At 70.4% G+C, this 24658-nt stretch carries 23 protein-coding genes and 1 riboswitch; of the genes, 12 read left to right on the top strand and 11 right to left on the bottom strand.

Going from position 1 to position 24658, the window contains the following annotated elements; genetic code table 11:
• Window positions 1-42 precede the first annotated feature (42 nt).
• Window positions 43-1155, top strand: coding sequence for an ABC transporter substrate-binding protein (locus DXK32_RS26040; protein ID WP_114861162.1), 1113 nt, complete (start codon window positions 43-45; stop codon window positions 1153-1155).
• A gap of 234 nt (window positions 1156-1389) precedes the next feature.
• A complete protein-coding gene (locus DXK32_RS26035; RefSeq protein ID WP_114861161.1) occupies window positions 1390-1791 on the top strand; it encodes a hypothetical protein in 402 nt (133 codons plus the stop codon).
• A 134-nt stretch (window positions 1792-1925) separates the two neighbouring features.
• On the opposite strand, the gene DXK32_RS26030 is transcribed toward DXK32_RS26035, so the two are convergent.
• Window positions 1926-2858: a replication protein RepA gene (locus DXK32_RS26030; protein WP_014238998.1), complete on the bottom strand. Its 933-nt coding sequence runs from the start codon at window positions 2856-2858 to the stop codon at window positions 1926-1928.
• 550 nt (window positions 2859-3408) lie between these two features.
• Between DXK32_RS26030 and DXK32_RS26025 the strand changes: the two genes are divergently transcribed.
• On the top strand, window positions 3409-3987 hold the full coding sequence (locus DXK32_RS26025; protein ID WP_162801352.1) for a phosphatase PAP2 family protein: 579 nt from the start codon (window positions 3409-3411) through the stop codon (window positions 3985-3987).
• Between the two features lie 10 nt (window positions 3988-3997).
• On the opposite strand, the gene DXK32_RS26020 is transcribed toward DXK32_RS26025, so the two are convergent.
• Window positions 3998-6814 carry a [protein-PII] uridylyltransferase gene (locus tag DXK32_RS26020; RefSeq protein WP_247877352.1) on the bottom strand — a complete coding sequence of 939 codons (2817 nt, stop codon included), beginning with the start codon at window positions 6812-6814 and terminating at the stop codon, window positions 3998-4000.
• A gap of 238 nt (window positions 6815-7052) precedes the next feature.
• Here DXK32_RS26020 and DXK32_RS26015 point away from each other — a divergent pair, with 238 nt between their 5' ends.
• Entirely contained in the window at window positions 7053-7373 is a 321-nt protein-coding gene (locus DXK32_RS26015; protein WP_114861158.1) for a hypothetical protein, read from the top strand.
• A gap of 22 nt (window positions 7374-7395) precedes the next feature.
• Here the strand turns inward: DXK32_RS26015 and DXK32_RS26010 are convergent, their stop codons facing one another.
• The gene (locus tag DXK32_RS26010) at window positions 7396-7932 is read right to left on the bottom strand and encodes a hypothetical protein (RefSeq protein WP_114861157.1); all 537 of its coding nucleotides are present in this window, start codon (window positions 7930-7932) and stop codon (window positions 7396-7398) included.
• Window positions 7933-8139: 207 nt separating this feature from the next.
• On the opposite strand from DXK32_RS26010, the gene mutS reads away from it, so the two are divergent.
• On the top strand, window positions 8140-10782 hold the full coding sequence (gene mutS / locus DXK32_RS26005; protein WP_114861167.1) for a DNA mismatch repair protein MutS: 2643 nt from the start codon (window positions 8140-8142) through the stop codon (window positions 10780-10782).
• Window positions 10783-11169: 387 nt separating this feature from the next.
• On the opposite strand, the gene DXK32_RS25995 is transcribed toward mutS, so the two are convergent.
• Both DXK32_RS25995 and DXK32_RS25990 read right to left on the bottom strand, forming a co-directional pair.
• Complete coding sequence (locus DXK32_RS25995) at window positions 11170-11367, bottom strand: hypothetical protein (protein WP_114861155.1); 198 nt, start codon at window positions 11365-11367, stop codon at window positions 11170-11172.
• A 76-nt stretch (window positions 11368-11443) separates the two neighbouring features.
• Window positions 11444-11956 carry an STAS domain-containing protein gene (locus DXK32_RS25990; protein WP_114861154.1) on the bottom strand — a complete coding sequence of 171 codons (513 nt, stop codon included), beginning with the start codon at window positions 11954-11956 and terminating at the stop codon, window positions 11444-11446.
• Window positions 11957-12083: 127 nt separating this feature from the next.
• Window positions 12084-12163, top strand: a riboswitch (SAM riboswitch).
• A 76-nt stretch (window positions 12164-12239) separates the two neighbouring features.
• On the opposite strand from DXK32_RS25990, the gene metZ reads away from it, so the two are divergent.
• Together metZ and DXK32_RS25980 are read left to right on the top strand one after the other, a co-directional pair.
• Window positions 12240-13448, top strand: coding sequence for an O-succinylhomoserine sulfhydrylase (gene metZ, locus DXK32_RS25985; RefSeq protein WP_114861153.1), 1209 nt, complete (start codon window positions 12240-12242; stop codon window positions 13446-13448).
• Window positions 13449-13559: 111 nt separating this feature from the next.
• A complete protein-coding gene (locus DXK32_RS25980; protein ID WP_035670582.1) occupies window positions 13560-14075 on the top strand; it encodes a phasin family protein in 516 nt (171 codons plus the stop codon).
• Window positions 14076-14162: 87 nt separating this feature from the next.
• On the opposite strand, the gene DXK32_RS25975 is transcribed toward DXK32_RS25980, so the two are convergent.
• The gene (locus tag DXK32_RS25975) at window positions 14163-15182 is read right to left on the bottom strand and encodes a penicillin-binding protein activator (RefSeq protein ID WP_247877350.1); all 1020 of its coding nucleotides are present in this window, start codon (window positions 15180-15182) and stop codon (window positions 14163-14165) included.
• A 164-nt stretch (window positions 15183-15346) separates the two neighbouring features.
• Between DXK32_RS25975 and rsmI the strand changes: the two genes are divergently transcribed.
• From rsmI to gshB, 4 genes are read left to right on the top strand one after another with little or no spacing between them, the layout of a single operon-like run.
• Window positions 15347-16288 carry a 16S rRNA (cytidine(1402)-2'-O)-methyltransferase gene (gene rsmI / locus DXK32_RS25970; RefSeq protein ID WP_432612366.1) on the top strand — a complete coding sequence of 314 codons (942 nt, stop codon included), beginning with the start codon at window positions 15347-15349 and terminating at the stop codon, window positions 16286-16288.
• Entirely contained in the window at window positions 16285-16653 is a 369-nt protein-coding gene (locus tag DXK32_RS25965; protein ID WP_114861151.1) for a YraN family protein, read from the top strand. Before rsmI ends, DXK32_RS25965 begins: the two co-directional genes overlap by 4 nt.
• A 33-nt stretch (window positions 16654-16686) precedes the next feature.
• Window positions 16687-17520, top strand: a complete 834-nt coding sequence (locus DXK32_RS25960) for a SirB1 family protein (protein WP_114861150.1) — start codon at window positions 16687-16689, stop codon at window positions 17518-17520.
• A 35-nt stretch (window positions 17521-17555) separates the two neighbouring features.
• Complete coding sequence (gene gshB / locus DXK32_RS25955; protein ID WP_114861149.1) at window positions 17556-18524, top strand: glutathione synthase; 969 nt, start codon at window positions 17556-17558, stop codon at window positions 18522-18524.
• A 30-nt stretch (window positions 18525-18554) separates the two neighbouring features.
• Here gshB and DXK32_RS25950 read toward each other — a convergent pair whose 3' ends face one another.
• On the bottom strand, window positions 18555-19448 hold the full coding sequence (locus DXK32_RS25950) for an SDR family oxidoreductase (protein WP_114861148.1): 894 nt from the start codon (window positions 19446-19448) through the stop codon (window positions 18555-18557).
• A gap of 83 nt (window positions 19449-19531) precedes the next feature.
• Between DXK32_RS25950 and DXK32_RS25945 the strand changes: the two genes are divergently transcribed.
• Complete coding sequence (locus tag DXK32_RS25945) at window positions 19532-20398, top strand: helix-turn-helix transcriptional regulator (protein ID WP_432612365.1); 867 nt, start codon at window positions 19532-19534, stop codon at window positions 20396-20398.
• A 4-nt stretch (window positions 20399-20402) separates the two neighbouring features.
• Here the strand turns inward: DXK32_RS25945 and DXK32_RS25940 are convergent, their stop codons facing one another.
• The 4 genes from DXK32_RS25940 to rdgB all read right to left on the bottom strand — a co-directional run bounded on the left by DXK32_RS25940 (window position 20403) and on the right by rdgB (window position 24579).
• A complete protein-coding gene (locus DXK32_RS25940; protein WP_114861146.1) occupies window positions 20403-20909 on the bottom strand; it encodes a dihydrofolate reductase in 507 nt (168 codons plus the stop codon).
• A 33-nt stretch (window positions 20910-20942) separates the two neighbouring features.
• A complete protein-coding gene (locus DXK32_RS25935) occupies window positions 20943-22634 on the bottom strand; it encodes a methyl-accepting chemotaxis protein (RefSeq protein ID WP_114861145.1) in 1692 nt (563 codons plus the stop codon).
• A 188-nt stretch (window positions 22635-22822) separates the two neighbouring features.
• Window positions 22823-23989: a radical SAM family heme chaperone HemW gene (gene hemW / locus DXK32_RS25930; RefSeq protein WP_114861144.1), complete on the bottom strand. Its 1167-nt coding sequence runs from the start codon at window positions 23987-23989 to the stop codon at window positions 22823-22825.
• A complete protein-coding gene (gene rdgB / locus DXK32_RS25925) occupies window positions 23977-24579 on the bottom strand; it encodes an RdgB/HAM1 family non-canonical purine NTP pyrophosphatase (RefSeq protein WP_114861143.1) in 603 nt (200 codons plus the stop codon). Before rdgB ends, hemW begins: the two co-directional genes overlap by 13 nt.
• Window positions 24580-24658: the final 79 nt, after the last annotated feature.

Below are 24658 nucleotides of genomic sequence, written 5' to 3'. Positions count from 1 at the left end.
GTTCGATAAAAAGAACCTGTTCCCGGAGAGAGGAATCCACCCATGATCCGTGCGAAGCTGGCTGTGACCGCCGCCGCCGTCGCCCTGGGGGCCGGCCTGTGGGCCGGGGCCGCCCAGGCCGACATCACCATCGCGCTGGCCGGCCCGATGACCGGCGCCGCCGCCGCCTATGGCGAGCAGACCCGTGCGGGCGTCGAGGCCGCCGTGGCCGACATCAACGCCAAGGGCGGGCTGCTCGGCCAGAAGCTGGTCCTGACCATCGCCGACGACGCCTGCGACGCCAAGCAGGCGGTGGCCGCCGCCAACAAGCTGGTCAGCCAGAACGTCGCCGCGGTGATCGGCCATGTCTGCTCCGGCGCCTCGATCGCCGCCTCCAACGTCTACGGCGAGGAGGGGATCGTGATGATCTCCCCCACCGCGACCAGCCCGCAGCTCACCGACCGCGGCCTGAAGAACGTCTTCCGCGTCTGCGGCCGTGACGACCAGCAGGGCGAGGTGGCGGCCAAGCTGATCGCCGACCGTTACAAGGGCAAGAAGGTCGCCATCGTCCACGACAAGCAGGCCTACGGCCAGGGCCTCGCCGACGATGTGAAGCGCCGCCTGAACGCCGCCGGCATCACCGAGGCCGCCTTCACCAGCATCACCGCCGGCGAAAAGGACTATTCCGCGCTCATCACCCGGCTGAAGTCGGACGGCGTGGACGTGCTCTATTACGGCGGCTACGACCAGGAGCTGGGCCTGATCGCCCGTCAGGCGGCGGACCAGCAGTTCCGCCCGCAGATCATCGGCGCCGACGGCATCCAGCCGCAGTCCTACTGGAACATCGCCGGCGACACGGCGGAAGGCACGCTGTTCACCTTCTCGCCCGACCCGCAGCGCAACCCCGCCGCCAAGCCGGTGGTCGAGGCCCTGCAGGCCAAGAACATCCGCACCGACGGCTTCACGCTGTTCGCCTACGCCGCGGTGCAGACCTACGCGGAAGCCGTGCAGAAGGCCAACAGCGCCAAGCCCGACGCGGTGGCGAAGGCGCTGCGCGCCGGCCCGTCCTTCGACACGGTGGTCGGGTCGCTGTCCTTCGACGACAAGGGCGACCTGAAGCAGCCGGGCTATGTGTTCTGGGCCTGGAAGAACGGCGAGAAGGTCCAGGTGGACTGAGTCCATCCGGCCGATTCGGAAAAGCCGGCCGATTCGGAAAAGAAGGAAGGCGGGGCCGCCGTGCCCCGCCTTTTCTCTGTCCGGCCGATTCTCCGGCCAGCCAGCCCGATTCTCCAGGGGGTCGGCGATTGCCAAAGGCCGGCGCGAACCTTTTTCCCCGCCGCCGTGTTTGCGCAGAGGTAACCGCACACCGTCCACCGCCAACCAATTCCGCCATTGGGCAGGGAGGCCGCGATGCATCGCCACGCCGGACGCCTTTCGCGCACTCGCAGCACCGCCGGGATCATCCTGTGCGCCGGCCTTCTCGGGCTCGGCGCCTGCGCCTCGCTGGGGCCGCCGCCCACCGCGGAGCCGGCACCCGGAGCGGTGGAGGCGCTGAACGCCATGGTGACCGGGCCGTGCAACCGCCCTGCCGCCTCGGTCCTCGCCGGGGAAGGGATTCCGGTGGGGCAGTTCCGGACCGCGATCTACAGCGAGGCGCGCACGGGGCCGAGCGCGCGGGTGTCGCAGTACGAGATGTGGCTCTATCCACGGGATAAGGCCGGCGTTCTCATCGTCAAGATGGACGATACCTGCCGGCCGATGCAGGTCTACACGCGGGAAGGCGGCACCGTGCAGGGTTTCAAGGCGGGGTAGGCGGCGCCTCGTGGTGCTTATGTTGGCCGCCGGGATTCTGGCAATCGCCGACTCCGATTCCGGAGCCGGGCGGGTTGGCAATCGCCGACTGCCCCGCCGTCGATTGCCCTGCCGCCGATTGACCCGCCGCCGCCTTACCCGCGCGCGGCGGGGAGGATCTTGCGCTCCGGAATCGGCGGCGGCGACGGGTAGAGCAGCACCCCGGTGTCGGAGAACTCCACTCTCGCGGCCTCGTAGACGGCCAGCGCGAGGTCCAGCGCCACGCGGAACTCCGGCTTGAAGTGCTTCAGCTCCTTGTAGCCGCCGCCGAACTGGGTGAAGAGCGCCTTCCAGGTCACCGGAATCGGATCGCGCAGCACGTGCAGCCGGTAGGCCAGCCAGACATAGACGTCGATCGCCATGGAACAGCCGCCGATGTGGCGGATCGCCGGCTCCCAGATCGGGACGGGGGAGCGCTTCAGCGCGGCGAAGAAGGTTTCCGACAATTGCACCGTCTCGCGCCACAGCGTGCCCTGGCCGTCGTCGTCGCGCAGACGGATGCCGCCGTTGACGATGTTCTCCTTGGCGAAGCCCTCGGCCCCGTCCTTGTCCCAGAAGAAGGTCAGGCGGCACAGGTTGATGCGGGTCGCCTGCTCCTGCACCGCCTTGTAGGTGGAGCCGCCCGCCGACACGCCCATGCGGTCGAGCCAGTCGTTCATCGAGCGGCCAAGCTCGATCTCGCGGCTGTTGTCCTGGATGGCGCGGGTCTGGAGATAGAGCAGGATCAGCCGCGCCTTGGCGCCATAGGGGACGCCGACCGGCATCAGGCTGCCGTCGCGCTTGCGCTCCTTGCCCGGCTCGACCAGCAGGGTGACGCGGCCCTGGTCGCGGCGCCATTCGGCGTCCGGGGCCAGCTTCCGGTGGGGCAGGCTGGTCAGACAGAAACCGGAATAGGTGATGCCCAGCGCGTTGGACTCGTCCTCCAGCACGGCCGCCGCGACATCGACGACGCTGGCCCGCTTCGGGTCCACGAGGTTCCGCGCCTCGCGCCGGCCATGCGTCATGATGAGTTGGTGCACGTCGCCCATAGGTCCCCCCGTCCATTCTGCCTGCAGTCGACCATGCACCGCCGGGAGAGTCCATTTGGCGATCGCCGACGAGGCTAATTGAGACCTAATTGCTGGAGTCTATTTGCTAGGTCGGCGATTGCCTGGGGACGACTCGGGGGTGCGTCGGCGATTGCCAGAAGACTCGTCGGCGTTCGCCAAGGGACCTTGTGGGAATCATCGGAGACTCGGCCCAGACTTAAAGCGACTCGGGCATTGGTCGGCGATTGCCAAGGCGGGGCGGGACGGGCGAGTCGCGACTCGGGAATTCATAGGGTGGTCTTGGCGATGTCTGGCTGGAACCGCCGGATGGTCGGCGATTGCCAAGGCGCCACGGCGGGCCGGTTTGGCAATCGCCGACTCCTCCCTCTCCTCGGCAAGAGGGGGGGAAGCGGCATGGTCGGCGATTGCCAAGGCGTCATCCCTCATGCCGGGCACCCCTGCCTTGCGGGACCGTGCGGGCACGAAACGCCAGCGCGGCTGTTTACGCTTGGCCTCCGGTGATGGGGGCGTGCTTTGGGAGATCCGCGAGATGAGCGACGAGGATTTCACGGACCGCGTTCTGGACGGCGTTAACGGGCTGGACGGAACCGCCCGCCGCAAGGCCGTCGCCCTGGGCGCGGAGGCGCCGGCCCTGCGCGACGGGCTCCAGGTGCCCAGCTCGCGCATGGTGCTGATGCCGGCGCTGGGCGCGCTGTGGGCGGCCGGGCTGGGCCTGGAGAAGCCGGGCTGGTCGCGCCTCGCCCGGCAGGGGCTGCTCGCCATCGCGCTGGGAACGGTGGCCGGCAAGGGGATCAAGCGGGTCGTCTGCCGCGCCCGCCCGAACGAGGGCCGCGACCCCAACCGTTGGGGCAAGGCGGACGGCAAGCACGCCTCCTTCCCCTCCGGCCACGCCATCAACGTGTCGGCGCTGACCACGGCGGTCGGGCTGAACCGCGGCCTGTCCCCGGAAACCATGGTCAGCCTGGGCTTCGCCGCGGCGGTGGGCTGGTCGAGCCTCGCCACCGAGCGGCACTGGGCGTCCGACTACGCCGCCGGCATGGCGACCGGCGTGCTGGCCGGTCTGGCCGCCAAGGCGCTGGACGGCTGGGCGGAAGACCGGCTGTCCTGAGGCCCGGCCTTTATGCGGACGGATCGGCGAGCGCGTGCAGCAGCCGCTCGCGGATCTGGGCCAGCTTGCTCTCGTGGGTGACCTTCAGGCCAAAGACGTCCTTCACATAGAAGACGTCGATGGCCTTCTCGCCATAGGTGGAGATCTTCGCCGAGGAGATCTGCAGGGTCAGGTTGGTCAGCGCGCGGGTCAGGTCGTAGAGCAGGCCGGGGCGGTCGCGCCCGTTGACCTCGATCACCGTGTGGGTGGTCGAGGCGTTGTTGTCGATCAGCACGCGCGGCGGCACGTGGAAGACGCGGGTGCGGCTGGCGTGCGGGGCCTTGCGCTTGGTCAGGTCGTGCAGCGGCTTCAACTGGCCGGACAGCACCTTCTCGATCATCACCGACAGCTTGGCGAGCTTGTCGCCGCTCTCGAAGGCGCCGCCGCCCGCCGCGTCCTGCACGGTGAAGACGTCCAGCGCCATGCCGTTGGTCATGGTGAAGATGCGGGCGTCGACGATGTCCGCCCCCGCCGCCGCCAGCGCCCCGGCGAGGCGGGAGAACAGGCCGTGATGGTCGGTGGCGAAGATCGTCACCTCGGTGATCGCCCGGCCGCGGTCGATGCGCGTGTTGACGGTCAGCGGCCGTTCGTCGCGCAGCGCCTCGCGGACCAGCCGCGCCTGCCGGCCCAGCGTCTCCGCGTCGAAGGCCAGCCAGTAGGCGGGATAGCCGAGCGCGAGATGCCGGTCGAAATCGGCGTCGTCGAAATCGGTCAGCTCGGCCCGCAGCGCCGCCTGGGCGGCCTGGATGCGGCGCCCGCGCCCTTCGACCGACAGGCCGCCGGACATCACCTCCTCCGAGCGGTTGTACAGCTCGCGCAGCAGCGTGGCCTTCCAATTGTTCCAGCGCTGCGGCCCGACCGCCCGGATGTCCGCCACCGTCAGCACCAGCAGCAGGCGCAGCCGCTCCGGCGACTGGACGAGCGAGACGAAGTCGCGCACCGTCTTGTCGTCCTCCAGGTCGCGCTTGAAGGCGGTGTAGGACATGGCGAGGTGCCAGCGCACCAGCCAGGCGACCGTCTCCGTCTCCTCCGCCGTCAGGCCGAGGCGCGGGCACAGCTTCTCCGCCACCCGCGCGCCGAGGATGGAATGGTCGCCGCCGCGGCCCTTGGCGATGTCGTGCAGCAGCACGGCGACGTAGAGCGCGCGCCGCGACACCACCTTGTGGATCACCTCCGACGACAGCGGCAGCTCGTCGGCCAGCTCGCCCATCTCGATCTTGTGCAGGATGCCGAGAGCGAACAGCGTGTGCTCGTCCACCGTGTAGACATGGTACATGTCGTACTGCATCTGCGCGACCACCCGGCCGAAGTCGGGGATGAAGCGGGCCAGCACCCCGGCCTCGTTCATGCGGCGCAGCGTGATCTCCGGGTCCTTGCGGCCGGTCAGGATCTCCAGGAACAGCCGGTTGGCCTCCAGGTCGGCGCGCAGCTTCGGCCCGACCACCGACAGCGAGCGCGTGATGGCGCGCAGCGCGTTGGGGTGGATGTCGATGTCGTTCTGTTGGGCGGTGTGGAACAGCCGGATCATGTCCAGCGGTTCGTCCTTGAACTGGCGGTCGCTGCGGACGTTCAGCCGCTCGCCGTCCACCACGAAGCCGTCCACGTCCTTGCGGCGGGCCAGCGCCGCCAGCCGCAGGATGTTGAACTTGGGCGGGCGCTTCGATTCCGCCTCCAGCGCCGCGCAGAAGATGCGGGTCAGGTCGCCCACATCCTTGGCGACCAGGAAATAGTGCTTCATGAAGCGCTCCACGCCCTTGGTCCCGGCGTGGTCGGTGTAGCCCATGCGGTTGCCGATCGACGTCTGCACGTCGAAGGTCAGCCGGTCCTCCATGCGCCCGGTCAGGTAGTGCAGGTGGCAGCGCGCGGTCCACAGGAAGTTCTGCGCCTTGGCGAAGCGCTGCGCCTCCTCCGGCAGCAGCACCTTCTTGCCGACCAGATCGTCGACGTCCTCGACCCGGTACAGGTACTTGGCGATCCAGAACAGGGTCTGCAGGTCGCGCAGGCCGCCCTTGCCGTCCTTCAGGTTGGGTTCCAGCACATAGCGGCTGTCGCCCAGCTTCAGGTGGCGGTTGTCGCGCTCGGCCAGCTTGGCCTCGACGAACTCCGGCCCGGTGCCGGCCACCACCTCGCGGTCGAAGCGGCGGCGCAGCTCGGTGAACAGCTTGCGCGGACCCCAGAGGTAGCGGGATTCCAGGATGGCGGTGCGGATGGTGACGTCGGCCTTGGACTGGCGGATGCAGTCGTCGACGCTGCGCACCGCGTGGCCGACCTTCAGCCCGAGGTCCCACAGGATGTAGAGCATGTACTCGACCACTTGCTCCACCCGCGGGGTGCGCTTGTAGGGCAGCAGGAACAGCAGGTCGATGTCGGAGAAGGGCGCCAGCTCGCCCCGGCCGTAGCCGCCGGTGGCGACGATGTCGAACACCTCGCCGGAGGTCGGGTTGGGCGAAGGGAAGATGTGGGTGACCGTCAGATCGGCCAGCGAACGCACCACCCCGTCGGCGAGGTAGCAGTTCTGCCGCACGCAGTCCTCGCCCGACCCCTTGGCCTCGAAGCGGGCGCGCACCTCGGCCCGCCCGTCGTTCAGCGCGGCGCGCAGCCGGGCGATCAGGGCGGGGCGCAGCTTGTCGCCGGTCCCATGCTCCGCCACCAGCGTCTCCAGGTCCTCCGCCAGCTTCCGCCGGGACAGGATCGCGCGCTTGTTGGGGATGTTGGCGGTGCCGGCATCCTTGGCGCCACCGTTGTTGGCGTTGGGCGCGTCGGCGGAGGCGGCGCGGGTGGAGAGCATCGGCAAAACGTGAGCCTTCCCAGGACTGCGAGGGGTGCGACGAACCGTGCGGCGTCCCGACTATAACGGGAAAGAGGATAATTCGCACGCGGCACACCAAAAGAGGCTGCCGTCTGTTTCCTGCATGATCCCATTCGGAACGTGTCAGTGACGGCAATGCTGTGATGGCCGTCACTGACACGCTCCGTTCCAACGAGATAAGGAGTCCCCGGTGAGACACGCGCGAGGGAGGCCCTTGATGATCCCGAACCCCGGTACGGCACGGCGGGAGCTGGCGAACCTCGGAAACGCCCTGACCCTGGCGGAGCGTGGCCTGCCGCGCCACACCCCGGCCGAGCTGATGGCCTGGCTGGTGCACGCCCTGGCGCTGTGCCCCGGCTCCATCGGCGACGCGCTTCTGTTCGAGATCTGCGGCACCGCCACCGACGCCAAGGCGCCCGACGCCGTCAAGATCACCCAGATCCGCAAGGGCTGGGCCGCCGTGGTGCGGGCGCAGTTCCGCCTGCGCGGGCTGACGGTGGTCGGCGGCGGAGGCGAGTGGCGCGCCCGCGCCGCCTGACGAGCGGGGTTTCCCTCTCCGCCTACTCCTCGCGCACCGCCAGGTGGATGTTGGCGCCGCCGTTGCCTTCCAGGATTTCGGCGGCCTCGACCTCGTCCTCCACCTCGGCGGTCCGCACCCACAGGATGACGCCGCCGGCCTCCAGCGCGCGGCCGAACTCGTCGGTGTCGGGGTGGCTGGTCAGCTCGTCCAGGTAATCCTTGATGGCGACGCCGCCCAGCCCGGCGGCGACGATGGCCGCCAGCGGCGCGGCGATCGGTCCGCCGACGATGGCGAGAAGCCCGGCGGTGGTCAGGGGGAAGGCGTATTTCAGCTCACCCACCAAGCCGGTCAGGGCCTCGTCCGTCGGGGCCGGCGGGCGCCGGTCGGCGGCCTCCAGCGAAGTGTGGCTGGCCAGAACCGACAGGTCGTCGCGGTCGAAGCCGGCGTCGAGAAGGGCGGCCACGGCCTTGTCGAACGCCTCGCGGGTCTTGAACAGGGCGACGACCTCGCGCACCTCCCGGACGGTGTCCTGGCCGTCCGTGGTCCGGCCATCAGTGTTGTCGGGCGCTTGCGTCACGGCGGTCTCCTTCAGCTTCGGCTTGCTCGTTCTGCTTGCTCGTTCTACGGGCATTGAACAGTCTAACGAAGCGGTCATCGCGGCACCAGCGCGGGCGTGCTAGGGTGCCGGCCCGACCTCGCCCGTCACAACGCAACCGGTTGAAGACCCGTGTCCGACGCGCCCGCCGCCATTCCGCCCATCACCATTCCCCCCGACGCCACCCCGATGATGGCGCAGTATCTGGAGATCAAGCAGGCCCATCCCGACTGTCTGCTGTTCTACCGGATGGGCGATTTCTACGAGATGTTCTTCGAGGACGCGGTGAACGCCGCCCGGACGCTGGACATCGCGCTGACCAAGCGCGGCCAGCATCTGGGCGAGGACATCCCGATGTGCGGCGTCCCGGTCCACAGCCATGAATCCTACCTGCAGCGCCTGATCCGCCAGGGCTTCCGCGTCGCCATCTGCGAGCAGATGGAGGACCCGGCGGAGGCCAAGAAGCGCGGTTCCAAGTCGGTGGTGAAGCGCGGCGTCATCCGCATCGTCACCCCCGGCACGCTGACCGAGGACAGCCTGCTCGACTCCCGCGCCTCCAACTGGCTGGCCGCGGTGGCGGAAGCGGCCGGCGGCCTCGGGCTGGCCTGGCTGGAGCTGTCCACCGGCGAGCTGGTCGTGCAGCCGGTGGAGCGCGCCGGCCTCGGCGCCGCGCTCGGCCGCCTCGACCCGCAGGAGGTGCTGGTCTCCGAGAAGCTGTGCCAGAGCCCCGACCTCTACGAGCTTTGGGGCGAGTGGAAGTCCCGCCTGACCGTGCAGCCGACCCCGCGCTTCGACAGCGAGAACGGGCGGCAGCGGCTGCTCACCCTCTACGGCGTCGGCACGCTGGACGCCTATGGTCCGTTCTCGCGCGCCGAGGTGGCGGCGGCCGGCGCCCTGGTCGCCTATGTGGAGCTGACGCAGAAGGGCCGCGTGCCGCGCCTGTCGCCGCCGCGCCGGCTCGGCCCCGGCGCGGTCATGGAGATCGACGCGGCGACCCGCCGCAACCTGGAGCTGACCCGCACCCTGACCGGCGACCGGCGCGGCAGCCTGCTCGCCACCATCGACCGCACGGTGACCGGGGCGGGGGCGCGTCTGCTCGCCGCCCAGCTCTCGGCGCCGCTGACCAACCCCGCGGCCATCGCCAAGCGGCTGGACATGGTCGAGTTCGCTCTGAACGAGGAGCGGCTGCGCGGCGACCTGCGCGAGGCGCTGCGCCGCTGCCCGGACCTGGAGCGCGCGCTGTCCCGCCTGACGCTGGGGCGTGGCGGCCCGCGCGACCTCGCCGCGGTGCGCGACGGTCTGGCCCAGGCCTCGGCCATCCGCCTGCTGCTGAACGGCCATCCTGGCGGCCCGCTGCCCGACGGGCTGGGCGCCGTGGCCAAGGGGCTGGGCGAGCACAGCGAGCTGGTCAATCAGTTGACCCAGGCGCTGGCGCCGGAGCTGCCGCTGCTCGCCCGCGACGGCGGCTTCATCGCGCGCGACTATTCCTACGCGCTCGACGAGCTGGTGACCCTGCGCGACGAGAGCCGGCGGCTGATCGCCGGGCTTCAGGTCAAGTACGCTGGCATCGCCGGGGTGCCGGCGCTGAAGATCAAGCACAACAACGTGCTGGGCTATCACATCGAGGTGACGGCGACCCACGCGGACAAGCTGATGTCCGAGAAGGGGCGCGAGGTCTTCATGCACCGCCAGACCATGGCGAACGCCGTGCGCTTCGGAACGGTGGAGCTGTCGGACCTGGAGCGCCGCATCTCCGAGGCCGCCGACAAGGCCCTGGCCGTGGAGCTGGAGCTGTTCAACGACCTCGTGGAGGAGGTGACCAGCCGCGCCGAGGCCATCGCCCAGGCGGCCCACGCGCTGGCCGCGCTCGACGTCGCCGCCTCGCTGGCCGAGCTGGCAGCGGAGCGGCGCTACCGCCGGCCGGTGGTGGACGGCAGCCTCGCCTTCTCGATCAAGGGCGGGCGGCACCCGGTGGTGGAGGCGGTGCTGGACGCCGGCAACGCCGGACCCTTCGTCGCCAACGACTGCGACCTCGCCCCGGACAACCGGCTGTGGCTGCTGACCGGCCCGAACATGGCCGGTAAATCGACCTTCCTGCGCCAGAACGCGCTGATCGCCGTGCTGGCCCAGATGGGCGGCTTCGTGCCGGCGGAGAGCGCGCACATCGGGGTGGTGGACCGGCTCTACAGCCGCGTCGGTGCGGCCGACGATCTGGCGCGCGGCCGCTCGACCTTCATGGTGGAGATGGTGGAGACGGCGGCCATCCTGAACCAGTCCGGCGACCGCGCGCTGGTCATCCTGGACGAGATCGGGCGCGGCACGGCGACCTTCGACGGCCTGTCGATCGCCTGGGCCTGCGTGGAGCATCTGCACGACGTCAACCGCTGCCGCGCGCTGTTCGCCACCCACTACCACGAGCTGACCATGCTGGCCGGCAAGCTGCCGGGCCTGTCCTGCCACACCATGCGCATCAAGGAATGGCAAGGCGACGTGGTGTTCCTGCACGAGGTGACGGCGGGGGCGGCGGACCGCAGCTACGGCATCCATGTGGCGAAGCTGGCCGGCCTGCCCGGCGCCGTGGTGGGGCGCGCCGAGGAGGTGCTGACCATCCTGGAATCGGGCGATCAGAACGCCGCCATCCACCGTCTGGCCGAGGATCTGCCGCTGTTCAGCGCCGCCCTGAAGCGCCCGCCGCCGGCCCCGGCGGCCTCCCCCGCCGCCCCGCCGGAGCCGTCGCGGGTGGAGGAGGCGCTGAAGTCCATCGACCCGGACAGCCTGACGCCGCGTCAGGCGCTCGACGAGTTGTACCGCCTGAGGGGGTTGCTCCCTTAAGCGGGAATATTTGCGAAGCGACGATGGATTTGAGATCCCCTCTCCCCTCCGGGGAGAGGGTTAGGGTGAGGGGGTTGTGCTTCTGCCGAACCTATCCGCCATGCACAACCCCCTCACCGGCCCTTCGGGCCACCCTCTCCCCGGAGGGGAGAGGGCTATGATCTGCACGGTCATTCAGACGGTCGTCGCGATCCTCGCGCTGCTCGTCGCCGTGCTGTAACCCAGACGACGGAGGGGCGGCGCTGCAACGCCGCCCCTCTTTTCGTGTGCACGCCGTTCCGGCCATTGGCCTTTCCGAGCGCGCGGTACCGGAGGTGTCGTCTATTGACCACTGGCACGGGAAATATAGCGCTGAACCACAGCCGCTGCAATCCCATCCCATGGGCGCTACGCCCGTTCCACGGCGTCCTCGTCCATCGGGGCGCCGCGGTCGCGGATGGGGGTGACGTGACGTTGGGCGGCGGAACGTTGCGCGTGGCGCAGCTTCTCCTCCACCGCCTCGTTGACGAACTGGTCGAGCGAGCGGCCCTCCCGTTCGGCGGCCTTGGACGCTTCGGATTCCAGCGACTTGTGCAGATGAACCATTCGGTGCCTCCCCCAACGCGGAACGGGATCTGTCGAACGCTACAGATGGGAAGCCCGCGCCCGCGCTGCGAGCGGCCTATCCGGAAGGGCCGTCCCCGTTGGCATCGTCCGGCGGGGCGCTCGCGGGCGGCAGGAGCGGCTTGGCGTGCAGCGCGCGGGCGGCGACGGCCATGGGGTCCTCGCCCGGCGCGCAGGGATGGGTGGCGGCCAGCAGCGCCTCGGGCACGCTGGCGGCGAGGTAGTCGGCGACCGTCTCGTGCACCGGGATGATCATGGCGATGCGGGTCAGCTCCACCACCTTGCGCACCGGACCGGAGGCGCAGAGCAGGGACAGCGTCTTGCCAGCCGACAGGGCCTCCCCGTTCATCACCAGCAGCAGGCCGATGCCCGTGCTGTCGATGAACTCCAGCCCGGTCAGGTCGAGGAGGTGGCGGCGCTCGGCCCCGTCCTTCACGTCGGCGATGGCCTGCCGCACCGCGGCGGCGTCCCGGCTGGTGAAGCGCCCGGTGAGCACCAGGCGGGTGAAATGCCGCTCCTGCTCCTTGCGATACTGCACGCTCCGCACCCCTCCCCGACGTCCGGCGGCCATGATCCGGTCCGGGCCTTCGCCGGGCAAGCGGGTGGCGGCGTCGGACCCTGCGCGACGTTGACGCAGGGCGCCCTCTTTTTGTCACGGCCTCCTTGTCCCTTGACGGCGCGCCGCGGCGGTCCTACAAGCGAGGACACGTGGTGATTTGGTCGACCGGCTTGCGGGCCACGTAAAACAACCCGCTAAAAAGGTCCGAGCCGCGTCCGCGCCTCGACCCGATCGGTCGGGGCGTTTTTTGTTGTGCCGGTCTGCCCCGCCGGCGGACAGAGGAGACACAGCGGCCATGGCGCGCACCGATCATCGCAATCCGAACGTCGCGGGGCTTCGCCCGCGCTCCCGTCTGGTCCATGGCGGCGTCCGCCGCTCGTCCTTCGACGAGACCTGCGAGGCGCTCTACCAGACCTCCGGCTTCGTCTACGGCTCGGCGGAGGAGGCGGAGAGCGCCTTCGTCAACGACGGCTCCCGCCACGTCTATTCGCGCTTCCGCAACCCGACCACGGCGATGTTCGAGGACCGGCTGTGCGAGTATGAGGGGGCGGCCTGGGCCTACGCCACGACCAGCGGCATGGCCGCGGTGCACGGCGCCCTGTGGTCGAACCTGCGCACCGGCGACCGCATCGTGGCGCCGCGCTCGCTGTTCATCTCCTGCTATTGGGTGATCAAGGAGCTGTCGGCCCGCTTCGGGGTCGAGGCGGTCTTCGTCGACGGCACCGACCTGTCGCAGTGGGAAGAGGCGCTGGCCAAGCCGACCAAGGTCGTCTTCCTGGAGACGCCCAGCAACCCAGGGCTGGAGGTCGTCGACCTGCGCGCGGTCAGCGCGTTGGCCCACAAGGCCGGGGCCAAGGTGGTGGTCGACAACGCCTTCGCCACGCCGGTGCTGCAGCGCCCGTTCGAGATGGGCGCCGACGTCGTCATCTATTCGGCGACCAAGCACATCGACGGCCAGGGCCGCTGTCTGGGCGGCATCATCCTGACCAGCGACAAGCAGTACGGGTCGGAGGTGATCCACCCCTACCTGCGCCACACCGGCCCGACCATTTCGCCCTTCAACGCCTGGCTGCTGCTGAAGGGTCTGGAGACGCTGGAGCTGCGCGTGTCGGCGCAGAGCGCGGCGGCCCTGACGGTGGCGGAGTTCCTGGAAGGCCACGCGAAGGTGGAACGCGTGCTCTATCCGGGCCTGCCCAGCCACCCGCAGCACGATCTCGTCCGCAGCCAGATGACCGGCGGCGGCACCATGCTGTCGATCTTCCTGAAGGGCGGCAAGGAGGAGGCCTTCCGCGCCCTGAACGACCTGCGGATGGTGATGATCTCCAACAACCTGGGCGACTCCAAGAGCCTGATCACCCACCCCGACACCACCACCCACTCCAAGCTGACGGTCGAGGAGAAGGCGGCGGCGAACATCCGGCCGAACCTGCTCCGCCTGTCCGTCGGGCTGGAGGACGCCCAGGACATCGTCGAAGACCTCGACCGCGCGCTCGCTTCCCTGTAAAGACTGGACCCGGAACCAAATGCTGCAGTGCAGCGTTGGCGTCCGGGTCACGGTTTTTTCGGCCCGGCCGGGGCCTTTGCTCCGGTCGGGTCCTTTGGTGAGGTGGAGCGAATGGCGAGACGCAAGGCCGGCAACGGCGAACCGACGCAGCGCTTTCTGACGGTGGCGGGCGATCTGACCCGGACCGGCGTCAAGACGGGCGAGATGGGGGTGGCGGCGGCCCAGACGATCGGCTACCGAACCGCGATGATGGCGGCGGCGATGAACAACCCCATCGACCTCGCCAACCCGGAGTTCGTCCGCATGGGCTCCGAGAAGGTGGAGGCGATGGTGGAAGCCACCCACGCCGTCGCCAAGGGCATCGGGGAGATGCAGCAGGCCTGGATGACCCTGATGCAGGGCCAGCTCCAGGCCGCCATGGTGATGGTGACCGGCCTCGGCCAGTGCCGCAACCCCGCCGACCTGATGGAACTGCAACGCCGCACCGTCACCGAGACGGTCGAGGCCGGCATTCACGCCGCGCTCTACATGGTCGAGTCGGCCACGGCCCTGACCCAGGCCGGCATGACCCCCGCCTACCGCACCGTCCGCGCCAACGCCCGCCGTCTGGCGAAGCAGCACGGTTAAACCCGCGGTTCACCGCGACGGCACAAGGCACGATCTCCTTCGTGCTTCGCGCCGCCGCGGTCGAAGGCTCTTTTCAGCGCCTTGCGGTCACTGCCCCAGCACCTCGAAGCTGGACGGGGCGGGGTCGATCACGCGGGGACCGCCGGGGGTGACCTCCAGAACGGCCAGACCGCGTTCCACGACGCCGTCCGCGCGCAGGCGGAAGACGCCGTCCATGCCTTCGAAGCCGTTGGGGTTGTTCAGAGCCGCGCGGTCGAAGCGGCCCGCCGCGTTGGGCATCTTGGCCAGCACGGCGGCGATGGCCGTGGCGTCGTAGGCCAGGGTGGCGATGCGCGGCGGCTTGCGCCCATAGGTCCGCTCGAAGCGCGCTTCGAAGTCGGCGCGGCTCTGCGGGGCCGGGGCGGCGAACCAGGCGCCGGCCAAGGCGGGCTCCTGGCCCAGGCCGGGCTCGTCCCACAGGCCGGTGCCGAGCAGCTTCACCTGCTGGGTGTTCAGCCCGTTGGCGGCCAGCGCCGACGCTAATCCCTGGGCGCGTGGTCCGCCTTCGGCCAGCATGACGGCCTGCGGCTGAACGCCGGCCTCGGTCACCTGCCGCGCCGGCTGGGCGAGGTCGGTCACCGCCGGGTCGTAGCGCTCGACCTGGGCCACCTGCCCGCCGAACTGGCGCGAGGCCGCCTGCACGGCGTTGACCACGGCGTCGCCATAGGCGGTGCGCGGGGCCAGGGCGACGTAGCGGGTGGCGCCGCGCGAGCGGGCGAAGCCGACCACGCGGGTGACCTGATCGGCGGGCACGAAGCCCAGCACATAGGTGCCGTTGCCGGCCTGGGTCCAGTCGTTGGTGAAGGCCAGCACGTCCACGCCCGCGGACTGGGCGACCGGCTTCACCGCCGCCACGTCGGCGGCGAACAGCGGGCCGAGGATCAGGCTCGCGCCCTCGGCGATGGCCTGCCGCGCCGCGTCGGCGGCGCCGGTGGGCGTGCCTTTGGTGTCGCGGGGCAGCAGCTCGAAGCGGTCGCCGGCCAGATCGAACAGCGCCATCTGCGCCGACTCCAGCATGGCCTGCCCGATGGCGGCGCTGGACCCGGACAGCGGCAGCAGGATCGCCACCTTCAAGGTCTGCGGGGCGGCCGGAACGGCGGCAACGGGCGCTTGCGGCGCTTGAGTCGGCGGCGCCGGGGCCTTTACAGTCGAGCAGGCCGAAAGCGTGCCGACAACCAACAGGGCGGCGGCAGCCCGCTGCCCCCAAGCGCGCGAGAAAGGTGTCGTCAAGCGTGCCACCAACGATCTCCACATCCGGTCCGGCGCCCGAACCCGTTTCCGGGCCCGGCGTCTCTGGTGACGCTGAAGGTAGCGAGCCGAGGGCCGCAAGTAAACTCGGCGCCGGCCTTTATGTGGTCGCCACCCCCATCGGCAACGCCGCCGACATCACGCTGCGCGCGCTCGACACGCTGCGCCGCGCCGATGCCATCGCCTGCGAGGACACGCGGGTGACGGCGAAGCTGATGGGCATCCATGGCATCCACACGCCCTTCGTCTCCTATCATGAACACAACGCGGCAAAGATGCGTCCGGTCCTCATCGGCCGCATGAAAGCGGGCGAATCCATCGCGCTGGTCACCGACGCCGGCACGCCGCTGGTCTCCGACCCCGGCTACAAGCTGGTGCGGGAATGCGTGGCGGAGGGGGTGGCGGTCACCACGCTGCCCGGCGCCTCCGCCCCGCTGGTGGCGCTGGTGCTGTCCGGCCTGCCGACCGACCGCTTCCTGTTCGCCGGCTTCCTGCCCAACAAGAGCAGCGCGCGGCGCGCCACCGCCGGGGAGCTGAAAAACGTTCCGGCCACGCTGGTCTTCTTCGAGTCGCCGCAGCGCCTGCCCGAGTCGCTGGCCGACCTTGCCGACATCCTGGGCGCGCGGGAGGCCGCGGTGGCGCGGGAGCTGACCAAGCTCTACGAGGAGGTGCGGCGCGGCACCCTGCCGGAGCTGGCCGCCCATTACGCCGAGGCCGGACCGCCGAAGGGCGAGGTCGTGCTGGTCATCGGCCCGCCCGGCGCGGAGGACACCCCGACCGAGGCCGATGTCGACGCCCTGCTGCGCGAGGCGCTGGTCCGCCTGTCGGTCCGCGACGCCGCCGCCGACGTGGCCGCCCGCACCGGCCAGAACAAGCGGACCGTCTACGCCCGCGCGCTGGAGCTGGCGCGGGAGGGGAAGCCATGAGCGCGCCGGGCGCGCTGCGCCGCCGGGCGGAGAATTACGGCCGCTACGCCGAGCAGCTCTGCCGGCTGGCGCTGCGGCTGAAGGGTTACCGCATCCTGGAAAGCCGCCTGCGCACACCCATGGGAGAGATCGACATCGTGGCCCGGCGGGGCGACACTCTGGCGATCGTCGAGGTCAAGGCCCGCGGCGACTGGGACACCGCGAACGAGGCGGTCAACGCCCGCCAGCGCGGCCGCCTCGCCCGCGCCGCCCACGCCTATCTGGGGGCCAACCCGCAGTATGCCGGCTATGTCTTGCGCTTCGACGTCATGCTCGTTACCCCTTGGTCGTGGCCGCGCCACGTCCCGGACGCGTGGCGGGCCTGACGCGAAGGCTGAAGAAGAGGAAGGACGCCGCCCGTGACCAGCCGCGCCGAGGCCCGTGACATCCTGCGCCGCGTGGGGCGGCAGCCGGACGAGCAGATCGATCTGGCCGAAGCCGCCCTGGCGCTGGGCGCGCTGGAGGTGCCGGGCGCCGCGCTGGCCGACTACCGCCGCCACCTCGCCGACATCGCCCACGATCTGGCGGAGCGCGTCTCGCCCACCCTCGACGGGCTGGAGGCCCGCGTCTCCTGGCTGCACGAGGTCATCGTGGAGCGCCACGGCTACGCCGGCGACCACGACACCTACGACGATTTGCAGAACGCCAACCTGTTGCGCGTCATCGACCGCCGCCGCGGCCTGCCGGTGGCGCTGGGCATCCTGTACCTGCACGCCGCCCGCTCGCAGGGCTGGACGATGCTGGGGCTGAACTTCCCCGGCCATTTCCTGGTGCGGCTGGAGGCCGACGGCGCCCGCGCCATCCTCGACCCCTTCAACGAGGGGCAGGTGCGCACCGCCGTGGACCTGCGCGACCTGCTGAAGGCCACCGCCGGCAGCGCGGCGGAGCTGGAGCCCGGCCATTACCAGACGGTGACCAACCGCGAGATCCTGCTGCGGCTCCAGAACAACATCAAGCTGCGCCACCTCTCCGCCCGCGACGTGCCGCGCGCGCTGGAGGTGCTGGAGGCGATGCGGCTGTTCGCCCCGGCCGAGGCGTCGCTGTGGCGGGAGACCGGCCTTCTGGAGGCCCACAACGGCAACCTCGCCGCCGCCATCGCCGCGCTGGAGAGCTTCCTGGAGCTGACCGCCAGCGAACGGCACCGCCATCAGGTCGCAGCACTGATCCAGCAGCTCAAGAACCAACTGAACTGACCCAATTTCAAAAGCCCGTTTCGGAGACCCGCAGGATGAGCCTCGCCGTCGCCTTCCAGATGGACCCCATCGAGTCCATCAACATCGACACCGACTCGAGCTTCATGATGGCGCTTGAGGCGCAGAAGCGCGGGCACACGCTCTACCACTACCACCCGCGCGACCTCAGCCTGACCGGCAACGTCCTGACCGCCCGCGTTCGCGAAATGACCGTGGTCCGCAAGAAGGGCGCCCACTACACGCTGGGCGAGCCGCGGATCGTCGACCTGTCGACCATGGACGTGGTGCTGATGCGCCAGGACCCGCCCTTTGACATGGCCTATATCACCGCCACCCACATGCTGGAGCACATCCAGCCCAAGGTGCTGGTGCTGAACGACCCGGCGGAGGTGCGCAACGCGCCGGAGAAGCTGTTCGTCACCCATTTCCCCGACCTGATGCCGCCGACGCTGATCACCAGCGACAAGCAGGCGGTCCTGGACTTCCGGGCGCAGCACAAGGACATCATCGTCAAGCCGCTGTTCGGCAACGGCGGGGCCGGCGTCTTCCACCTGAAGCCGGACGACGAAAACCTGGGCTCGCTGCTGGAGCTGTTCACCCAGCTCTACCGCGAGCCGGTGATCGTGCAGAAGTATCTGCCGGAGATCCGCCAGGGCGACAAGCGCATCATCCTGATCGACGGCGAGCCCGCCGGCGCCGTCAGCCGCATGCCCCAGGAGGGCGAGGCCCGCGCCAACTTCCACGCCGGCGGCAGCGCCAAGAAGACCGAGCTGACCCCGCGCGAGCAGGAGATCTGCAAGGCCATCGGCCCGGTGCTGCGCGCGAAGGGTCTGGTCTTCGTCGGGATCGACGTGATCGGCGACTACATGACCGAGATCAACGTGACCTCGCCCACCGGCATCCAGGAGATCAACCGCCTCGACGGGTCGGCGCTGGAGGTCACCCTGTGGGACGCCATCGAGCGCCGCCACCGCGAGAACAAGGGCGGGAACAAGGGGGCCTGAGGGCCGAAGCCCCCGCCCCCCGCCGGCCGGTCACTCGGTGAAATAGCCGGGCTGGCCGAGGTCGGCGACGAGGCCGGTCTCGCGCGGCTCCCACCCCAGCAGGGCGCGGGTGTGGGCGCTGGAGGTCGGGCAATCGATGCCGGCGAAGAAGGCGAACCACCCGAAATGGGCGGCCGCCTCCTCCGGCGCCTTCGACACCACCGGCAGGCCCAGCCGCGCGCCGATGGTCTCGGCGACGCGGCGCAGCGGCACGCCCTCCTCGGCGATGGCGTGGAACGGGCCGCCCCGGGCGCCGGCCTCCAGGGCCAGCCGGTACAGCCGCGCCGCGTCCTGGCGGTGCACCGCCGCCCAGCGGTTCCCACCATCGCCGACATAGGCCGAAACTCCGGTCCGGCGGGCGATGTCGTGCAGGATGCGCGCGAAGCCGTGGTCGCCCACGCCGTGGGTCGAGGGCGGCAGGCGCACGACGCCGACCCGGACGCCGCGACCGGCCAGCTCCGCGGCGGCGAGTTCGGTGCGGCGGGGCAGGGCGTCGGACGGCGGCTGGTGCGGATCGCTCTCCACCGCCACCGGTCCGCGCGCGTCCACGACCGCGCCGGCCGTCACCAGCAGGGGGCGGTCGCTGCCCTCCAGCGCGTCGCCCATGGCGAGGATCGCCCGATGGTCCTCCCGGCAGTTGTCGGCGAAGCGCGAAAAGTCATGATTGAAGGCGGTGTGGATCACGCCGTCGGCCGCGGACACCCCGGCGCGCAGGCTCTCCAGGTCGTCGAGGGAGCCGCGCTGGACCTCCGCCCCGGCCGCGGCGAGGGACGCCGCCGCCGTGTCGGAGCGGGCGAGGCCGAGAACCCGGTGCCCGTTGGCGAGCAGCTCCTGGACGATGGCCGAACCGACGAAGCCGGTGGCGCCGGTGACGAAGACACGCATGGGAAACCTCTTCCAATCAGGGTCGCGAGGCCACTGTCGGTGCGGGGCTTATCCTGGTAAAGTCGTGACGTTATCGGGGTATAATGACCAACAGGACGGGCCGGCGCGCCATGGCGGAGAACGGATCGGGGGGAAGCCATCCCGCTGGGAGCCGGCTGGGCGCCTATCTCAAGGACCGAAGGGCGAAGCTCGATCCCGCGGCCTTCGGCTTTTCGGCGGAGCGTCGGCGCACCCGCGGCCTGCGTCGCGAGGAGGTGGCGCAGCGCGCGAACATCAGCACCACCTGGTACACGTGGCTGGAGCAGGGGCGCGGCGGAGCGCCGTCCGCCGACGTGCTGGAGCGCATCGCCCGCGCCCTGATGCTCACCGATGCCGAGCGCGAGCATCTCTTCCTGCTCGGCCTCAACCGTTTGCCGACGCTGCGCCATCCGGTGGGTGAGGCGGTGACGCCGCGCCTGCAACGGGTGCTCGACGCGCTGAACCCCAGCCCGGCCCTGATAAAGACGGCGACCTGGGACGTCGTCGCCTGGAACCGCGCCGCCGCCGCGGTGCTGACCGACTACGGCGCCCTGCCGGCGGCCAAGCGCAACATCCTGCGGCTGATCTTCTGCGACCCACGCGTGCGGGCCGCCCAGTTCGATTGGGAGGGGGTGGCGCGCTTCGTCGTCGGCGCCTTCCGCTCCGATGCGGCGCGCGCCGGTGCCGACGACGCGGTGCGGGCGCTGGTCGAGGATCTGTCGCGCCAAAGTCCCGAATTCGCCGCGCTGTGGACCGCGAACGACGTGAGCCATTTCGGGGAGGGCGTCAAACGCCTGCGCCACCCCGAACTGGGCACGCTGGAGCTGGAATATTCGGCCTTCGCCGTGGACGGACGGCCGGACCTGACGATGCTCGTCTACAACCCGGCGAGCCCGGAGGACGCCGAGCGGGTTCGGGCGCTGCTGGCCTGACCCGTCACGGGCCAGCGCTGACGGGGCGCCGCACGAGGTCCAGGTACCGGTACTCCAGCCCGTTTTCGGTCAACAACGGGCCGCGCTCCGTCTCCACCCACTCCGGCCCCAGCGGGGGCATGACGGTGTCGCCTTCCACATCCCGCTCCACGCGGGTCAGGTGGACGATGTCGGCGAGCGGCAGGGTTTCGCGGAACAGCGCGGCGCCGCCGATCACCGCGACCTCCGGGACGCCGCGGCCGCGGCACCAGTCCAGCGCCGCGTCGAGGCCGCCGAACCAGCGCGCCCCGTCCCGCTCGCCCGGCGGGGCGCTGCGGCTGACCACGAGGTTGTCGCGGCCGGGCAGGGGCTTGCGGGGCAGCGACTCCCAGGTGCGCCGGCCCATCAGGACCGGCTTGCCCATGGTCAGCTCCCGGAAGCGCTTCAGGTCGCCGGGCAGGGACCAGGGCAGGGTGCCGTCGCGGCCGATCACGCCGTTGCGCGCGGCGGCCACCACCAGACTGATGCGCATCCCAACCCCTTTTCCCGTCCCGTTCACCCCACCTTACGCCGCGCGGAGCTGCTGGAGGAAGCCCCCGACCTCGCGGTGCAGCGTGTCGAGCTGGTGGCCGAGCTGGCGCGACATCTCCAGAACGTCGCGGGCGGTGGCGCCGCTCCGGGTCGCGGCACCGGTGACGCCGCTGATGTTGGCCGACACCTCCTGCGTCCCGCTGGCCGCCTCCTGGACGTTGCGGCTGATCTCGCGGGTCGCCGCCCCCTGCTCCTCGACCGCGGAGGCGATGGAGGTGGCGATCTCGTTCACCCGCAGGATGACCTGGGTCACGCCCTGGATCTCGCCGACCGCGTCGCCGGTCACGGACTGGATGTTGGCGACCTGGGCGGCGATCTCCTCGGTGGCCTTGGCGGTCTGGTTGGCCAGCGCCTTGACCTCCGACGCCACCACGGCGAAGCCCTTGCCGGCCTCTCCCGCCCGCGCCGCCTCGATGGTCGCGTTGAGCGCCAGGAGGTTGGTCTGGCTGGCGATGTCGTTGATGAGCTGGACGACCGCGCCGATCTTCTGCACCGCCTCGGCCAGCCCGCCGACCTTGCCGTTGGCCCGCCCGCTGAGGGTCACCGCCTCGCCGGCGATGCGCGACGACTCGGCGACCTGACGGCTGATCTCCTGGATCGAGCCGGCCAGCTCCTCCGACGCGGCGGCCACGGTCTGCACGTTGGCGGAGGTCTGCTCCGTCGCCGCGGCGACCGAGGTCGCCAGCTCGTCGGTCTGGGCGGCGGCGCGGCTCATCTCGGCCGCCCGCTCCTCCATCGTCGCCGCCGCGTCGGAGACGGTGCGGACGACGGCGCCGATGCTCTGCTCGAAGCTGGCGGCCAGCGCCAGCATGGCGCGGCGCTTCTCCTCCCCGGCGCGCTGGGCCGAGGCGGCCTGCTCGGCCTCCAGCCGCTGCTTGTCGCAGGCGTTGTTTTGGAAGACCAGCACGGCCTTGGCCATGGCGCCGATCTCGTCGCCGCGCTCCGCCTCCGGAAAGCGGGTGGACAGGTCACCGTCGGCCAGCGAGCGCATCTTGGCGCCCAGCCCGCGCAGCACCCGGCTGATGTCGGTGCCGACCCAGGCGATCAGGCCGACGGCCGGCACCGCCAGCGCCAGGATGACGAAGGCCAGAGTCCGCAGCTGGTCCAGGAAGGCGGCCCGGATGTCGTCGATGAAGATGCCGGTGCCGATGAAGATGTTCCACGGCTCGAAACCGCGGACATAGCCCAGCTTCACCGCCAGATCGCTGCCGCCGACCGTGCGCGGCCAGTCGTATTCCAGCAGGCCGTCGCCGGTGGCGCGGACCAGGCGGATGAACTCCGTGATCATGTGGACGCCGTTGGCCGACTTCAGCGGCTTGACGTCGGCGCCGATCAGCTTGGCGTTGACGTGGGCGAAGCCGTAGCCGTCCATGGTGTGGGCGAAGAGATACTCCTTGCCGCCGGCGTAGCGGATGCCGGCCACCGCGGCCTTGAAGCGCGCCTGCGCCTCCTCGCGGGTGATCTTGCCGGCCGCCGCCTCCGCCTCCAGCGTGGTGGCCAGGGTGACCCCGGTTTCCACGATGCTGTGCAGCGTGTCCAGCCGGTCGGCGTGCATTCGGCTGTAATTGAGATAAAGGCCGGCACCGGCGATGGCGAAGGATGCGACCGAAGCCGCGACGACGAGCGCCCACAGCTTGGCCCGAATGGAAAGCTTCGTGAGGGTCATGGGATGTCTGCCTGCAACTGTCTGCCCTGTCCCGCGTCCCGGCAAGCGGCGGTTGTTTGCCCTTGTCTTTGCCGGAACTCCAAGAAGGATCGACAGTCACAGGAAACTTATAAACGGACGTATAAGAATGCGGGGCGCACCGGGCACTGGGCGCCTTTGTCACACCACGTTTCCGGGTATTCGTGCGGTCAGGAGAGAAGGGCTCCCAGCACGGCGTTCAACCGTTGCCGCCCCTCGTGCGTCGCGCGCAACGTGTCCTTGCCGACCTCCAGGAAGCCGCCGGCCACCAGACGCTCCAGCGCCGCGGGATCGACCAGCCCGTCGAGGTCGCGGCCGGTCTCCTCGACCAGCCGGGCGCGGGCCACCCCCTCGCGCAGGCGCAGCCCCATCATCAGCAGCTCCGACCCGCGCGACTCGCGGGCGACCGGCTCGGGGGCCGTGGCGCCATGGCCGTCGCGCTCGACGCGCTCCAGCCAGATTTCCGGGGCGCGGTGGGCGCGGGTGGCGAACTTCTCGCCGTCCAGCGTCAGCCGGCCATGGGCGCCGGGGCCGACGCCGACGTAATCGCCGTAGCGCCAGTAGGTCAGGTTGTGGCGGCTCTCCTCGCCGGGGCGGGCGTGGTTGGAAATCTCGTAGGCGGGCAGCCCGGCGCGGTCGAGCAGGCTCTGCGTCGCCTCGTAGAGGTCCCCGGCCAGATCCTCGTCGGGCAGCACCAGATCGCCCCGCGCGTGCAGGGGGAAGAAGGCCGTGCCCTCCTCGATGGTCAGCTGGTAGACCGACAGGTGGCCGACCGCGTAGTCGAGCGCTTGGGTCAGCTCCGCTTCCCAGGCCGCGACGGACTGGCCGGGGCGGGCGTAGATCAGGTCGAAGCTGAAGCGGGGGAAGGTGCGGGCGGCCAGCGCGATGGCGCCGGTCGCCTCCGCCGCGCTGTGCTGGCGGCCGAGGAACTTCAGCGCGGTGTCGTCCAGCGCCTGGATGCCCATCGACAGGCGGTTGACCCCGGCGGCGCGGAAGGCGCGGAACTTGTCGGCCTCGACCGAGGTCGGGTTGGCCTCCAGCGACACTTCCAAATCGCCGCCCACCGTCCAGCGGGCGGCGATGCGCTCCAGCACGGCGCCGACCGTCGCCGGCTCCATCAGCGACGGCGTGCCGCCCCCGAAGAAGACCGAGGTGACCCGGCGGCCGGTCGTTGCGTCCGCGTAATGATCCAGCTCCCGCACCAGCGCGGCGCGCCAGCGGTCATGCTCGACCCGGTCGCGGACGTGGCTGTTGAAGTCGCAGTACGGGCACTTCGCCTTGCAGAAGGGCCAGTGGATGTAGATCCCGAAGCCCGGGTCAGGACTCACTTGAAGCATCGCTCCACAAGCTGGCGGAAGGCGTCGGCCCGGTGGCTCATCTCATGCTTCCTGGCCGGGTCCATCTCGCCGAAGGTGATGTCGTAACCATCCGGCATGAACATCGGATCGTAACCGAAACCATGCGCGCCGCGCGGCGGCCAGACCAGTGTGCCGGGGCAGCGGCCCTCCACCGTCTCGACATGGCCGTCCGGCCAGGCGAGCGACAGGGCGCAGACGAACCAGGCGCGGCGGTCGGTCTGGCCCTGGAGTCCCTCCTCGACCTTGCCCATGGCCATCTGGAAGTCCTTTTCCGGACCGGCCCAGCGCGCGGAATAGATGCCGGGGTCGCCGTTCAGCGCCGGCACCACCATCCCGCTGTCGTCGGCCAGCGCGACATGGCCGGCCTTGGCGGCGGCCAGGGCCTTCAGCTCGGCGTTCGCGATGAAGGTGGTGCCCGTCTCCTCCGGCTCCGGCAGGCCAAGCTCGCCCGCGGACACGAAGGAGGCGGCGTAGGGGCCGAGCAGCGCCGCGATCTCGCGGACCTTGCCCTTGTTGTGGCTGGCGATCACCAGCGTGCCGCCCGTGAAGCGGCGGGGAGGCGTGGTCATGGGAGGGTTCCTTCGATGTAAACTGTTGCCCCCACCCCGACCCTCCCCCGCTTCGCGGGAGAGGGGGCCTGTTCCCCTC

It is taken from the genome of Azospirillum brasilense (assembly GCF_003349955.1).
Classification (GTDB): domain Bacteria; phylum Pseudomonadota; class Alphaproteobacteria; order Azospirillales; family Azospirillaceae; genus Azospirillum; species Azospirillum brasilense_B.
Note: the sequence above shows the minus strand (reverse complement) of the source record. Positions and strands in the feature narration are given on the sequence as shown.